This is a genomic window from Sphingobacterium sp. GW821-FHT03E03 (assembly GCF_059420745.1).
Genome location: NZ_JBWKUH010000022.1, coordinates 1 through 14,151 on the forward strand (window position 1 = coordinate 1; position 14,151 = coordinate 14,151).

Here is a 14,151-nt window from a genome sequence, read left to right on the forward strand (position 1 = left end):
CGGCTGTGAGGTATGCTGGCTGATAGCTGCTGATGATCAATTATTCCATTCGTTTGGAAATTGTGAAAGGTGTTTTGTCTGAAGCAAGCAAGCAAGCAAGCAAGCAAGCAAGCAAGCAAGCAAGCAAGCAAGCAAGCAAGCAAGCAAGCAAGCAAGCAAGCAAGCAAGCAAGCAAGCAAGCAAGCAAGCAAGCAAGCAAGCAAAGTTTAGTAGAATATACAGCATTTGAAAAATGACATTTTTGGATTGACTCGATGCAGGGAAGGTCGTTGTATTGAAGAAAAAGGTGTGGATAGAATTTTATCCATACCTTTTTTTAGTTGAAAACCGTAGTTTTTACCGTGTTTTATAGGTCATTTTTTTATTTATATGATTTTTGTAAAGTGTTCTATTTTAAATGATAATATGATTTATTTTTGTGAATTTTGTGTCAAAGGGTGAAAATTGTGTGAGAATACTATTTTGACCAATAATGCGCATAGTCTATGTGGTTTTAACCCATAAGAAATGCGCTTTTGAACCCTGCTATTTTATCATTTTTTCGCAAATAGATCTACTCATCCACGGACTTATTCTTGATTAACGTATCGTTTACAGCTATTTAATACGGACGGTATTGGAAGGTAGGTAATAGTGTGAAGGAATTCTTTATAGCTGTTCTTTTTAGGGAGATACGGCATCAGTACCTGCTGTTATAGCTATAAGATCAAAAAGAGATAGGGTACTGGTTTTTTGGTTTTTTTTATTTTGTTAAGTTGTTGTATTTCAGTTTAATTATGAAGTTTATTTGTTTCTTTTGTTTATAATTAAAAATCTCAATAAAGACAGCGTGTGAAAGACTGCCACAACAAGCGGAATCCTGAGAAGGCATCCATAATGGGGTGAAAAATATGTTATTTTGGACCTATGTCGTCCACTTTTGAGTGGCGTTTTAGTTGTCCTGGTCTGGTGTAATTTTGGATTTTGTCAGCAGGATTTTTCCTTTTATGAGGTCATCATTGAATTGGCCAACAGTCGTTTTTTGAAGCATCTCCGATAGGCTATTGCGGATACTTTTAAACTCATGATGTAGCGGACAGGGATACTGTTCTGAGCAGAACTCCAGGCCCATTCCGCAGCCCACAAAAAGGTTCTCCCCATCAATTGCTTTAACCACATCTGACAAGGGGGTAGACATATCGGATGTATCCAGATAGAACCCGCCACCAGGTCCTTTCATGGAACGAATAATACCAGCACGGCTTAAATTTTGCAAGATTTTCCCGAGAAAGGCCTCAGGAGAATGGATATTTTCGGCGATTTCTTTTATGCCGACACGTTTGTTTTCTTGCGAACTCTGTGCGATAAAAAAAACTGCCCGAAGACCATATTCGCATGTTTTGGAAAAAATACCCATAATCTATTCTTGCTTTTCCACAAAGGTACAAAATCAAGAATAGCCATCCGCAATCCATGGAAAATTTACAGATGGCTATCATTACCCCTAGTTGAGCTGTAGGGAAGCTGGTCCAAACTCTTCAAAATGAATATGCTCGGTTTGGATGCCTTGGTCGGTCAGGTACTGAAAGTGTTTTTCTATAAAACCTGAGGGGCCGCACAAGTAGTAATTGGCTTTTTGTGGCAGATGATCCGAATCGATTTTAGCCAGATCTACCCAGCCCGGGAGATTGCTGCTGTTGCCTTCTTGGAGTTCATCGTAAAACGAGAAGCATCTGATATGCTCATGTTGTGCCTCAAGTGTCCTAAGTCTGTCTTTAAATGCGTGTAAATCGCTATTTCTACAGCCATGAATCCATGTTACTGCATTTTGTCCCTTTGCCTTGATAAGTTGTTCCAGCATGGCCATCAACGGAGTCTGGCCGACTCCGCCACTAATAAACACATGTGGATGCTCATTCTCAATCAGGTTAAAGGAGCCGGTAGGTGCTGTCAATTCCAACTGCTTTCCCTCCTGAAAGTATTGATGTAAGTAGTTGCTGACCATTCCTTCCGGTTTTCCGATGGGAGTTTCTTTTTTTACAGAGATACGAAGGTATTGACCGTTACTGGCGTCAGATAGGCTGTATTGCCGCGGCTGGTAGAGGTGAAGCTCAGGTAGATACACACGTACACTTACATATTGGCCGGCAGTATGTTTTGGAAGTTGACCACCATCAGTCGGTGCTAAATAAATCGACTGGATTTCTTCGGTCTCCGAAACGATTTTAACGATGTTAAAAGGTTTCCAGCCTGTCCAGCCACCTTCGTTTTGGATCATTTGGTCGTACATCTCTTTTTCGATACCGATCATCAGGTCGGCCAATTGAAAGTAGGCAACTTTCCATGCTTCGATGAGCTCATCTGTAGCAGCATCTCCCAATACTTCCTGTATAGAAGCCAATAGGTGCTTGCCAACAACCTGATAATGTTCAGGACGAATATGGAGACTACTGTGTTTTTGTCCGATGTGTTTGACAGCGGATAGTAGTACACTGGGATTATCAATATGCTCCGCATAAGCCAATACAGCGGTAGCCAATGCCGTTTGCTGTTTTGCATTTTGCTGATTCCCCATATTGAATATGTGCTTGAGTTCAGGATTGTGCGTAAACATGCGTTTGTAAAAATGACTGGTTAGCGCAACACCGTGCTCCTTCAAAACGGGTATAGTGCCTTTGACTAGATCTTTTTGTGTTTCGGTAATCATAATAAAATATTTAAATACCTTTTTGTCTTTTATTTTATTAAAAAAAAGGAATGAAATGTGATTTTACCTCTTTTAGAGGTTGTTACTACTCCTTGATAGGGTACATTTGCAAATGACTATCATAAGCAAAAATAGTAAAATTAAATAAAAGACAAAAATATCTTTTATTTAATTTACCCACACACTCATACAACTATGTAGACCGTAATTCGGTTTTATTGTTCAAGAATTGCTGAAAGAATTTTCAGGATGATGACACTATTTCCAGGTTTTCAGGTTAGGGGCATAAAAAGTCCATTCTGGGGTATTGATTACATCCTTGTCAATATCGTACCAAGGGCTTAGCTCAGCATTGTTCCAATTGTTCAATAGCTGTATTTCCTGTGCAGGCATATAGCTCTGGGCAAGTAGTACAATTGTCTTGCCTTCCTTATTTTTTGCAAGATCAACGACAATAATCGCATGGCCAATGGGGGAGCCTTTCTGCACGAAAGTGTCACCGATTTTGACAGTTGTGGACGATTTTACATGAGGAAGCTCATCGTGCAAAGAAGCCGTGTTGGCATAGGCAAAAATATACTCCATATACTTCCAATATTTTGGGTACGAATAATCTCCTTTGGCATAATCTATATAGGTGCGTGGTTTGCCATCGGAGAGAAAATTGAATCTAATATCCTGATATCTCTTTTGCTGGTAGAGGTAATCTGCCCTTAATCGCATGACCGCGTCGGCACATTGGTGCAGGTCGCGTTTGCCGATATCGAGTTTTATAACGCTATTATAGATATTGTTTCGGGGCTTAATTTTTCCATTATAATAACGTACCTCATGATCAATGGGGTATAATGGAAGGTTTTCGAGAAAACTTCCGAAATCTTTTGCTGTATAGCTGAGCCTTTCAAAACCTGCAGGCAATAAAACTCTCGATTTGACAGTCATTCCCTTTGGATCAATAAACTGTCTCCCGTCAGGATTGGCAGTCTCCACAGTTAGGTCTTTGGTTTTCGGTTGGGAAACTGCTGAATTAGACTGTCCGCAGCCGATAAGAGCTTGTAGGGATAGCATGGATAATAGCAGGTATGTTGTTGTCATATCAGCGTTTTTAAGTCGGTGTTACCGATCTTACTAAGATAGTCAAAATTCGGCAGAGTGTTCAGGTTGAAGAGTCTTGTAAAATTAAGGAATTTTTAAGCTGAGGATGAGTGTTTTGGATCATTTTCTGATGTAGCTTAGCCGAAGTTAATCGCAATATTTTATGTCAGAAAAACAGATTTTTCAGACGTCGAGCAAAAAGCGTTGGTACGCTTTTTCATGGATGAGCAGGGTACTGATTATTGGAATGATCGTAGCCATTGTATGCGTTGTCTATACCCTGGGCAAGATCCAGGTACCTCCATTTCCAACAATCAGTACAAATGCACCTTTGACGGCAAAGTCTACCGCAAAGTTGAAAAACTCGAAACAGTTTAAGGAGTTTACGGTCGTCAGATTGGAACTTGAAAAGATTAAACGCGATCGGGAACTGAAACATATGAAGCATCTTGGCAATAAAAATAGGATTAACATGGGCTTTTATGTGAGTTCCTGGTCTAATGAGGTTCGTCAGCAATCTTTGTCAGACCTCAGGCGAAACATAGGACATCTGGATATGGTCGCCATGGAGTCCTTTTTTATGGTGCCCGGTCAGGATACCATTGTGGATAAAGCTGATACCGCCGCCTTGAATATGATCCATCAATATAAACGGAAGGCAATTGCCCAAATTTCCAATTTCAGCGGCAATGACTTTGATGGACAGACTGTACGGACAATATTGTCAGATCCAGCAAAACAGCAACGTTTTATGGATGATATTTTAATCAAAATAAAGCGGAATGGTTTTTCAGGTATCAATATCGACTTTGAAAATCTTCAACTGGAAGACCGTAAACCTTTAAACGATTTTATGGCGCGAATCTATCAGGTTTTTCATAGTGAAGGTTTGCTGGTGTCACAGGATATTTCACCCGAAAATGATGATTATGATCCCATTTCGCTACAAAAATACAATGATTATATCATTTTAATGGCCTATGATCAGCATTCCATCGAGAGCAATGCCGGTGCGATTTCCCACCAGGCTTGGGTCGAAAAGAACCTGGATGAGCTGTGCGGTAAAGTCGATGCAGATAAGGTGATTTTGGCATTGGCCTGTTATGGATATGATTGGCCCGCTGGAAAAGGGGGCAAAACCCTGACCTATGACAATGCCGTTATCCTGGCGCATAATTACAATGCAAACATTCGGTTCGATCGGGAGTCAGCGAATCTCAATTTTAGTTACAAGGATGGCACCGGCATGCGCCATGATGTCTATTTCACGGATGCAGCCACCTACTTCAATCTGATCCGTAAAGCCAACGATTGGGGATTGGCAGGTATAGCACTTTGGCGGTTGGGAAGCGAAGATGCCCGTTTATGGTCCTTTATTTCGAGATCTTTGGACCATGATCATTTAGCCAAGGAGCCTTTTGATTTTGAAAAAATAAGCAAAATCAAGGTCGGGGGAATACAATATATCGGTGATGGTGAGATTCTGGATTTGGTGAATAGTCCCGAGCCCGGATTGGTAAAATTTGCATACAATCCGACGAATGGTTTGATCGAGGATCAACAGTATGTCAAGACGCCGAGTAATTATGTGATTAAGCGTTTTGGCGAAAGGGACAACACCGTAGTATTGACTTTTGATGATGGTCCTGATCCTACATATACACCCGAGGTTTTGGATATTTTAAAAAGAGAGCACGTTCCGGCAGCATTTTTTCTTGTGGGGGTTATGGCTGAAAAAAATATGGATCTAGTACGTAGAGAGTATCAGCAAGGGCATGAGCTTGGGAACCATACTTTTTTCCATCCCGATATGTCAACAATAGGTCCCAATCGGATCAAATTTGAATTAAATGCAACCCGGAAGATCATAGAATGTATTACTGGGCATAGCACGATTCTGTTCCGTGCACCGTTTAATGCTGATGCCGAACCGCAGACTGTCGCTGAAATTCTTCCGGTCGCCCAGAGCCGAAAGGAAAACTACATTAATGTCGGTGAGTATATTGATCCCAATGACTGGCTTCCCGGTCGTACTGCGGATGAAATTTATAATGAAGTTGTAAAGCAACGTGACAATGGTAATATTATCCTACTGCATGATGCTGGCGGTAACCGGGAGGCTACTATTGCGGCGCTACCCCGTATTATTCATTATTTCAAAGCACATGGTTATAAATTTGCGACGATCGGAGACCTTATGGGTAAGAAACGCGATGAGCTAATGCCTCCCGTGCAAAATGCATCGGATTCGGGGTTCAGCGGATCATCTAATCGACTGTTTTTAGGAACACTGTTTTACGGAAATATCTTTCTTAACCTGATTTTCTCGCTAGCGATTGTATTGGCGATCTTTCGTACAGTCATGATTGCCTATCTGGCGATACGACAAAAAAGAAAAAATAGGAAGGAACAATCGGAATTGATATCGGATCCACAGGAAAAGGTCAGTATTATTATCCCTGCCTATAACGAAGAGGTGACCGTCTTGGCAACAATCAAAAGCCTGCTCCATCTCGATTACCCTGTGTACGAACTGATCTTTGTCGATGACGGATCCAAAGATAAAACCTTCGAAATTGTGAGCAAGGTCTATGGCGACCACCCAAAGGTCAGGTTGTTTACAAAACCTAACGGCGGTAAAGCTTCGGCGCTGAATTATGGTATTCAACAGTCCGATGCAGCTTTTGTACTCTGTATAGATGCGGATACGCAGTTGAAGACTGACGCCTTGCGGATGTTGATGAAGTATTTCAATAAAGATCAGGTTGCTGCGGTCGCCGGTAGTGTGAAAGTTGGTAATGTACATAATATGTTGACTCATTGGCAATCTATCGAATACATCACTTCGCAGAATATGGATAGAAGGGCTTTTGATCTGCTCAATATGATTTCGGTTGTTCCCGGCGCAATCGGTGCTTTTCGAAGGTCCGTTATTTTGGAAGTTGGCGGGTTTACAACAGATACTTTGGCCGAAGACTGTGATCTGACCATGCGTATACTGAAGGCCGGTTATACTGTACGCAACTCGGCAGAAGCGGTTGCATTCACCGAAGCACCCGATACTGTAAAAATGCTTTTCAAGCAACGCTTCCGCTGGAGCTTTGGCGTGCTGCAAAGTTTCTGGAAAAATAAGAATACGTTGTTAAACCCCCGATACGGATATTTTGGTATGGTCGGTATGCCCAATATCTTGATTTTTCAGATTATCCTGCCCTTATTTGCGCCGTTGGCAGATCTATTTATGCTGCTTTCCTTGGTCAGTGGCCTATTTTCGCTGAGCGAAGTCAATGGAATCAGCTGGACTGGGCTCGCCGGTTTGTTCTCCCTGCATAATGGTTTTGGTCAGGTCATGTTTTATTACTTTTTATTTGTATTCGTGGATATTTTCTTTGCCGGGATTGCTTTTCGGATGGAAGGTGAGAAAATGAAAAATTTGATCTACCTGTTTCCGCAGCGTTTTTTCTGGCGACAACTGATGTATTTTGTGTTATTCAAATCGGTCAGAAAAGCCATTAAAGGAGAGTTGAATACCTGGGGTACATTGAAGCGAACTGGGGGAGTGCGGGAAGTAACGGTCAGCGAATAGTGGCTAGATCTTGGTGGTACCCCATTTTCTAAGTAATTTAGAACAGGAGAATCTGTAGAACATGATTCGCTAAAAAAGGAAGATAAACATGAAAATACTTTCGGCGGCCCAGATGAGCTGGGTAGATAGACAAACGATGCATGATCAGGGGATCAGTAGCCTTGACTTGATGGAGCGGGCAGCAACCGCTGTTTTTGAAGCAATCAAGCAGCAGCATTCAAACTTGGAACAGCATTCTTTTTGTATTTTTTGTGGTAAAGGCAATAATGGTGGCGATGGACTGGTACTGGCCAGGCTTCTGGATCAACAGCAAGCTGAGGTCAGCGTTTATTTAATTGATACGCCGGATTATTCAGCAGATAACTTAGCGAACCAAAACCGGCTGCCTGCTCATCTTATCCAAAAAATTGGTACCGAAAGTCAGGTTCATATTCCTAGAGGGGCAATTGTGTTAGATTGCCTGTTTGGATACGGACTGAAATACTCACTGAGTGAAAATTGGCAGGATCTCATTGCCGCCATCAATCATTGTGATGGGCCGCTTTATGCAATAGATATGCCTTCAGGTCTGCTAAGTGACGAAACCACACCCAACGATTCACCGGTGGTGGAGGCAGATCTGGTGTATACGTTTCAGTCACCTAAATTGGGGTTGTTAATGCCTGAGAATAGATTGCGGGTCAAAGCATTTCGTATATTGGATATTGGGCTGAGCCCAACAGCCTTTGATCAGGTTGATACTGTTTTTCGTTATGTCGATTCAGCTTTGCTCAGGTCGTTCTATCGGAAACGAAATAAATTTGATCACAAGGGAACCTTCGGGCATAGTCTGATCGTCGGTGGGAGTAGGGGCAAGATGGGCGCTGTGCAATTGGCCTTAAGGGCTGCTTTGCGTGCGGGCTGTGGTTTGGCTTCTGCTTATATACCATCCTGTGGCTATACAAGTATCCAGACTGCCGTCCCCGAAGCGATGGTAATTACTGACCCCAACGACGATCTAGTCACACAGTTCCCTGATGTGCACAGCTTTCAATCCATCGGCATCGGCATTGGTATGGGGACAGCCCAATCTACGATTGATGCTTTTAAGATGTTTATCGCGCAGGGTCTTGATACCCCTTTGGTATTAGACGCTGACGTATTGAATATCTTGGCGCAAGAACCTGAGCTATGGCAATTCATTCCGAAACAAAGTATATTGACTCCACATCCTAAAGAATTAAGTCGATTATTGGGGACTTGGCAGAATGACTTCGAAAAGATGGATAAGGTGAAGGTCTTTGCAGCACAATACCAACTGTACGTTTTGATAAAAGGAGCCAACAGTGCGATGGTTACACCTGAAGGAGCAATTTATTTCAATAGCACCGGCAATGTCGGAATGGCTACGGGAGGAAGCGGAGATATCTTGACAGGGATATTGACGGCTTTGGTCGGGCAGGGCTATTCTTCCCAGGAAGCACTGATTATGGGGGTATACATACATGGAAGGGCAGCTGATATTGCGGTACCCTCGATTGGCGTTTATTCCCTATTGCCTTCGGACATTATTAATTACCTTCCAGCGGCATTTTTAGAACTCGAAATACAATTATGACAGATTGGTATATCGAACAGGTATTTGCGGCCCGCACCTGGAAACTCCGAAAGGAGGTGTTCAGTGCTACAGGGCAATTGTCGGAGGTCATGCTTGATGGGGATTTTGAAGCCGCTCATTTTGCAGCTTACAGTGGTGACGAAGTGGTTGGCGTACTTACCCTGCTGTGCTCGGAAGGTGATTATGAGATTCTTTATTTTGCCGTTCACCCCGATTTTAGAAAACAAGGAGCAGGCGGCGCACTACTTCGTTATACGCTCCAATTTGTCAAAATAGTTGAGGGTCGTAGTCTCTTTGTTCGGGCGACTTCGGAGTATTATCATTTTTGGACACAAAATGGATTTCTACTGATGAAAGAATCAGGTAAGCCAGACCGATTTATATACAATTTAAGGGAGGGCAATATATCCCAGTGATAAATGCATGAATGAGGAATTCCTATTACTATCAAGCTAGTTCTTAAAATTTCCTTCGCGTTGAATAATAGGCTGAACTGGCATTTAACGAGATTTTTTGAATAGCCTTAGGATCGCATTGTCTGCAGCGGTATGTAGACAATAATGTGAATCATGTCCGCTGCGCGTGGCGAAGTAGTTAAAAACAACGATCATCACGTGCATGATGACCTTGTTTTGATAGTAGATGATGTATTTATGCTTTCTAAATGTCTGTATAATCAATACGGTCTGCTGCTGTAATCGGCCGGATGACACGACATGGATTTCCAGCGGCAACGACATCTGCCGGAATATCTTTGGTCACCACCGAACCCGATCCGATCACCGCATTTCTGCCAATACGGACTCCGGGGTTGACAACGACCTGACCGCCGATCCATACATTATCTTCAATGACAATGGGCGCTGAAAATTCCCAGCCTTGATTTCTTGTTTCAAAATAAACCGGATGACCGGCGGTGAAAAGGCTGACATTCGGACCAAACAATACATTTTCACCTATTGTCACTGGAGCCCCATCCAAAATGGTGCAGTTGTAATTGCTGTAAAAGTTTTCACCTATTGAAATATTGTAACCGTAATCGCAACGGAACGGTGGTTCCAAAAAGAAACGGGTACCTGTCGCTTTAAATAGCTTTTGGATAATCTGCTTTCTGAATTTGATCTGTTTCGGTTCGGAGTCATTGAAACGTTTGAGCTCTTCCTTTGCAGATTGTCTTTCCTTAAATAGTTGTCCATCCGTATCAATATAAGGGATGCCTGCAATCATTTTCTCCTTGGGTGATTTCATTCAGTCAATATTTTTGATCTGGCGCAAATATACAGGAAGTTTTGCAGGCTCCACATCGGCGTATCAAATTTAAGGACGCCATTTATCTGCGAAATTTACTCCTTCCGGATTAAATAACATACTCTTTACAAACAATTTGCTGTTGAAAAGCATTTAGATAATGGAATACATGAATGCTATTGTCCTCAAAAAAGGCTTTTATTCAAAACAATCATTTCAATGAAAATCGCTTATATCAGTACTTACCTGCCCAAAGAATGTGGGATTGCCACCTTCACGTCGGATCTATTACATGCTGTGGCCTTACATAACCAGGATTTGATTCAGCACGTCATTGCCGTTGCGGACCGCAACTATGCTTATCCTGGAGAGGTGGTTTTCACCATAGATCAACAGCATCAGCTTTCTTATATCGCGGCTGCCGACTACATCAACAACAACGGTTACGATTGCGTTATCCTGGAACACGAATATGGTATTTTCGGGGGGAATAGTGGTCTATATATTCTTTCGCTTATTAACGCGCTTCATATCCCTTTGCTGGTAAATTTACATACCATCCTGGAAAAGCCAAAGGTAGATGAAAAAGCAATTTTAATTGAAATAGTCAAACGGGCTTCGATTGTTATCGTAATGAGTAATTATGCAATTACTCTATTGAAATCCGTCTATCGGGTAAATACCACAAAAGTTAGACTCATCCATCATGGGGTACCCGAATTTCATCTTAGTCAGGAGGAAGCAAAAGAAAAAAAAGGATTTTCCGGAAAAAAGATTTTACTGACTTTCGGGTTTATAGGGCGCAATAAAGGAATTGAAACCGTTATCGAATCACTTGCTACGGTCGTTAAAAATGAGCCTAATCTTATATATTTGATCGTTGGCAAGACACACCCTAATGTGCTTGCCCATTCTGGAGAAGAATACCGTGAATACCTAAAGAGCATGGTCGATGCATACCATTTAGAAGATCATGTCCAATTTGTCAATTCGTTTGTGAGCCAGTCCGATCTAGTCACTTATTTGTCTGCCTGTGATGTGTATGTCACTCCCTATGTCAATGAAGCCCAGATCACCAGCGGAACATTGTCGTATGCGATCGGGGCAGGGGCCGCGGTGGTTTCTACCCCATATTGGCACGCCAAAGAGCTATTGGCCGATGGTCGGGGGGTACTGGTCGAATTTAAGAATCCAGCATTGATGGCAACCACCTTGGCAGCGTTGTTTAGCAATCAGGAACATCGTATGACCCTGCGGGACAATGCCCGAGCCTTTGGTAAAGAAATGACCTGGAAAAATATCGGACTTCGCTATACCCGACTTTTGGATAAAGTAGTTCCTTCACTTGACGGCTTTAAAGAAAACGCGACATTTTCCAAAGATGAAATGCCCAAATTCAGTTGGAAGCATATTGATCGCTTGACCAACCAGGTCGGAATACTGCAGCATGCGACTTATTCACTGCCCAATTATAAAGAAGGTTATTGCCTAGATGACAATGCCCGGGCTCTATTGGTGACGCTATTAGCCCAGCCTGACTTTGCGGACAAACGGCATGATCGTCGTATCTCAACTTATTTGAGTTATATCTATTATCATCAGCGCGAAGACGGATTGTTTCATAATTTTATGAGTTTTCAGCATAATTTTCTGGATGAAGTAGGGTCAGAAGATTCTTTTGGTCGAACGATCTGGGCTTTGGGTGTGCTGCTCCGGGAAACAAAATTGACGAGTTATTACCAGTTGGGACACGAACTGTTTTTCAGGTCCGTACCACATTTTAAGCAGTTGCGGTCCAACCGTGCTATTGCTTATACCATACTCGGAATTGCGGAGTATTTGCATCATCAGTCGAATGACGAAGTCATGGTCGAATTGATGCGGGAGCTGATCGGAAAGTTGATCAAAGAATATGAGGCAAGCTCGGATGACAGCTGGCAATGGTTTGAGCCAGTGCTGGCATATGACAATGCTATTTTACCTTATGCCTTATTGACGGCCTATCCATTTCTGAATGATGCGGCTGTAAAGCAATTAGGTTTGTTGACCCTGACCTTCCTGGAGGGGATTACCGTTCAGAACGGAGGCCTTTCTTTGGTCGGGAATCAGGAATGGGCAAAACAGGGTAAACATATCAGCAAATTTGGCCAGCAGCCCCTCGATGTCACAGCAATGGTGTTTATGTACCGTGAGGCATTTAGACTCACCAACAAAAAAGTATATTTTGCCCGCATGATTACATCCTTCCGCTGGTTTTTAGGTGAGAATGACTTAAAGCTGGGCCTGTATGATGAAGAGACTAAAGGATGCTGTGATGGCCTTGAATCCTATGGGATCAACAGAAATCAGGGAGCTGAAAGTACACTCTGTTTCTACCTCGCCTATATCGTGGTTTACCGCGCCTTTATTGATAGCGCTCAGGGTTCAAAATAGCGAGTAAAAGTTCTTCCAGATTGATGGTTGCATAAGTAGATGCATAGTCAGACATCGCGTAGGGCAAAATAAGCTGTTCGTTATGAACCAGTGCACCACATGAGTAAATGACATTCGGCACATAGCCTTCCCGTTCCTCATCATTTGGGGTCATCAAAGGGCTGTGTAGACGGCCTATTTCTACATGAGGGTTATCTAGATCCAATAGGGCAGCACCAAGGACGTATTCACGCATCGGCCCGACAGCATGGGTCAAAATCAACCAGCCATATTGTGTCTCTATCGGTGACCCACAATTGCCTATCTGCACAAATTCATACGCATATTCGGGTTGTTGGATACGTATGGCTGTTTCTTGCCAGATATTAATGTTATGCGAATAAGCAATATAGTTGTTTTCACCGTCTATCCGACAGAGCATCGCGTATCGCCCATTGATTTTTCGGGGAAAGAGTGCTGCGCCTTTATTTGCGATCTCACCATAGATCGGTTTCACTTTAAAGTGATAGAAATCCTTTGTGGTCAAAAGCTTGGGGAGGATACTAAAACCGTCGTAGGCCGTATAGGTCGCATAGTAGACACTTTCTCCCTTTTCATCTTTGAACTGCACGAAGCGAGCGTCTTCGATCCCTCTTTTTTCAGTGTCCGCAATAGGGAAGATCACACGTTCGGAAATGGAGGTATCCAGCGAAAAAGTCATTTCATAATGCGATGACGCCAACCACATCGCCTGTTGTAGAAAGGTGATATTTTCTAGATTTTCCTCACTGTCCTGCCTGACCTCGTCAATATAACGTTTGAGTTCTTCATAGGTAAATGTTGCTGTTAATTTCTGTTCAAGTTTCGTTTTGACTTCAGTGGGTTCGGCATGAAGCTCGTTCATCTTTTTTAAGAAAGATTCTTTATGGTAACGGTGATTTTTGACCTGAATTGGTTTATCCAACAAATTACCGATGTAATCTATGTGAATATTATTGTCTAGATCAAGTGTTCCGGCCCGAAATACAATCGAGGATACATGGCCTTCACCAGTGGCCCGAAAGCTGAGTATCACGCGTTTTTCGCCCTTAAAGAGCTCGGTCTGATCCGGGTGTTCTACGATGGAGGGATTAAAAAGGGCCGCCGATTCAATGGAATACTCCATCGTAAAGTAAGAGCCGATCAGCAGCTTGTCCAATTGACTGAGTTTTTCTTTAGGAAAAGGGATTTTTTCCAGTAAGTAACTCACACGCTCAAAATTACGTTCGAAAATATTGATAATACTACGATGTCTTTTTGTGTAGCTCCGAAGAACCTGACCAAAAACCTCTTTACGCTCGGATTCAGTCAGCTCCAGTGTACGTCTGATGACCTTGATGGTACGCTCCTCACCCAGAGAGAAGAACCTTGCCAGTACCCTTTTCTTATCCGGTTTGAAATAAATGTCTTTTCGCTCTACTTTTACGGGTTTGTGCATGTCGTTATTTTCAAGTTTACACTCTTACTAAGAACGATCAGCGAAGGGAT

At 42.5% G+C, this 14,151-nt stretch carries 10 protein-coding genes; 5 read left to right on the forward strand and 5 right to left on the reverse strand.

Going from position 1 to position 14,151, the window contains the following annotated elements; genetic code table 11:
* The first annotated feature begins 32 nt into the window (after positions 1-32).
* A complete protein-coding gene (locus tag AC07UV_RS19585) occupies positions 33-236 on the forward strand; it encodes a hypothetical protein (protein WP_495184968.1) in 204 nt (67 codons plus the stop codon).
* A gap of 695 nt (positions 237-931) precedes the next feature.
* Here the strand turns inward: AC07UV_RS19585 and AC07UV_RS19590 are convergent.
* From AC07UV_RS19590 to AC07UV_RS19600, 3 genes are all read right to left on the reverse strand, one after another.
* The gene (locus AC07UV_RS19590) at positions 932-1,396 is read right to left on the reverse strand and encodes an RrF2 family transcriptional regulator (protein WP_495184969.1); all 465 of its coding nucleotides are present in this window, start codon (positions 1,394-1,396) and stop codon (positions 932-934) included.
* Between the two features lie 87 nt (positions 1,397-1,483).
* A complete protein-coding gene (hmpA, locus tag AC07UV_RS19595) occupies positions 1,484-2,686 on the reverse strand; it encodes an NO-inducible flavohemoprotein (RefSeq protein WP_495184970.1) in 1,203 nt (400 codons plus the stop codon).
* Positions 2,687-2,944: 258 nt separating this feature from the next.
* Positions 2,945-3,781: a DUF4846 domain-containing protein gene (locus AC07UV_RS19600; RefSeq protein WP_495184971.1), complete on the reverse strand. Its 837-nt coding sequence runs from the start codon at positions 3,779-3,781 to the stop codon at positions 2,945-2,947.
* Between the two features lie 163 nt (positions 3,782-3,944).
* Between AC07UV_RS19600 and AC07UV_RS19605 the strand changes: the two genes are divergently transcribed.
* From AC07UV_RS19605 to AC07UV_RS19615, 3 genes are all read left to right on the forward strand, one after another.
* Positions 3,945-7,367, forward strand: a complete 3,423-nt coding sequence (locus AC07UV_RS19605; protein ID WP_495184972.1) for a trifunctional glycoside hydrolase family 18/polysaccharide deacetylase/glycosyltransferase family 2 protein — start codon at positions 3,945-3,947, stop codon at positions 7,365-7,367.
* Between the two features lie 88 nt (positions 7,368-7,455).
* Positions 7,456-8,964 (forward strand): NAD(P)H-hydrate dehydratase, encoded by a 1,509-nt coding sequence (locus tag AC07UV_RS19610; RefSeq protein ID WP_495184973.1) that lies wholly within the window; start codon positions 7,456-7,458, stop codon positions 8,962-8,964.
* Positions 8,961-9,380 carry a GNAT family N-acetyltransferase gene (locus AC07UV_RS19615; RefSeq protein ID WP_495184974.1) on the forward strand — a complete coding sequence of 140 codons (420 nt, stop codon included), beginning with the start codon at positions 8,961-8,963 and terminating at the stop codon, positions 9,378-9,380. The genes AC07UV_RS19610 and AC07UV_RS19615 overlap by 4 nt, the downstream gene beginning before the upstream one ends.
* A gap of 244 nt (positions 9,381-9,624) precedes the next feature.
* Here the strand turns inward: AC07UV_RS19615 and AC07UV_RS19620 are convergent, their stop codons facing one another.
* Complete coding sequence (locus AC07UV_RS19620; RefSeq protein WP_495184975.1) at positions 9,625-10,212, reverse strand: sugar O-acetyltransferase; 588 nt, start codon at positions 10,210-10,212, stop codon at positions 9,625-9,627.
* Between the two features lie 219 nt (positions 10,213-10,431).
* Here AC07UV_RS19620 and AC07UV_RS19625 point away from each other — a divergent pair, with 219 nt between their 5' ends.
* On the forward strand, positions 10,432-12,645 hold the full coding sequence (locus AC07UV_RS19625; protein WP_495184976.1) for a glycosyltransferase family 4 protein: 2,214 nt from the start codon (positions 10,432-10,434) through the stop codon (positions 12,643-12,645).
* On the opposite strand, the gene AC07UV_RS19630 is transcribed toward AC07UV_RS19625, so the two are convergent.
* Positions 12,617-14,101 carry a glycoside hydrolase family 130 protein gene (locus tag AC07UV_RS19630; protein ID WP_495184977.1) on the reverse strand — a complete coding sequence of 495 codons (1,485 nt, stop codon included), beginning with the start codon at positions 14,099-14,101 and terminating at the stop codon, positions 12,617-12,619. The genes AC07UV_RS19625 and AC07UV_RS19630 overlap by 29 nt on opposite strands.
* Positions 14,102-14,151 lie beyond the last annotated feature (50 nt).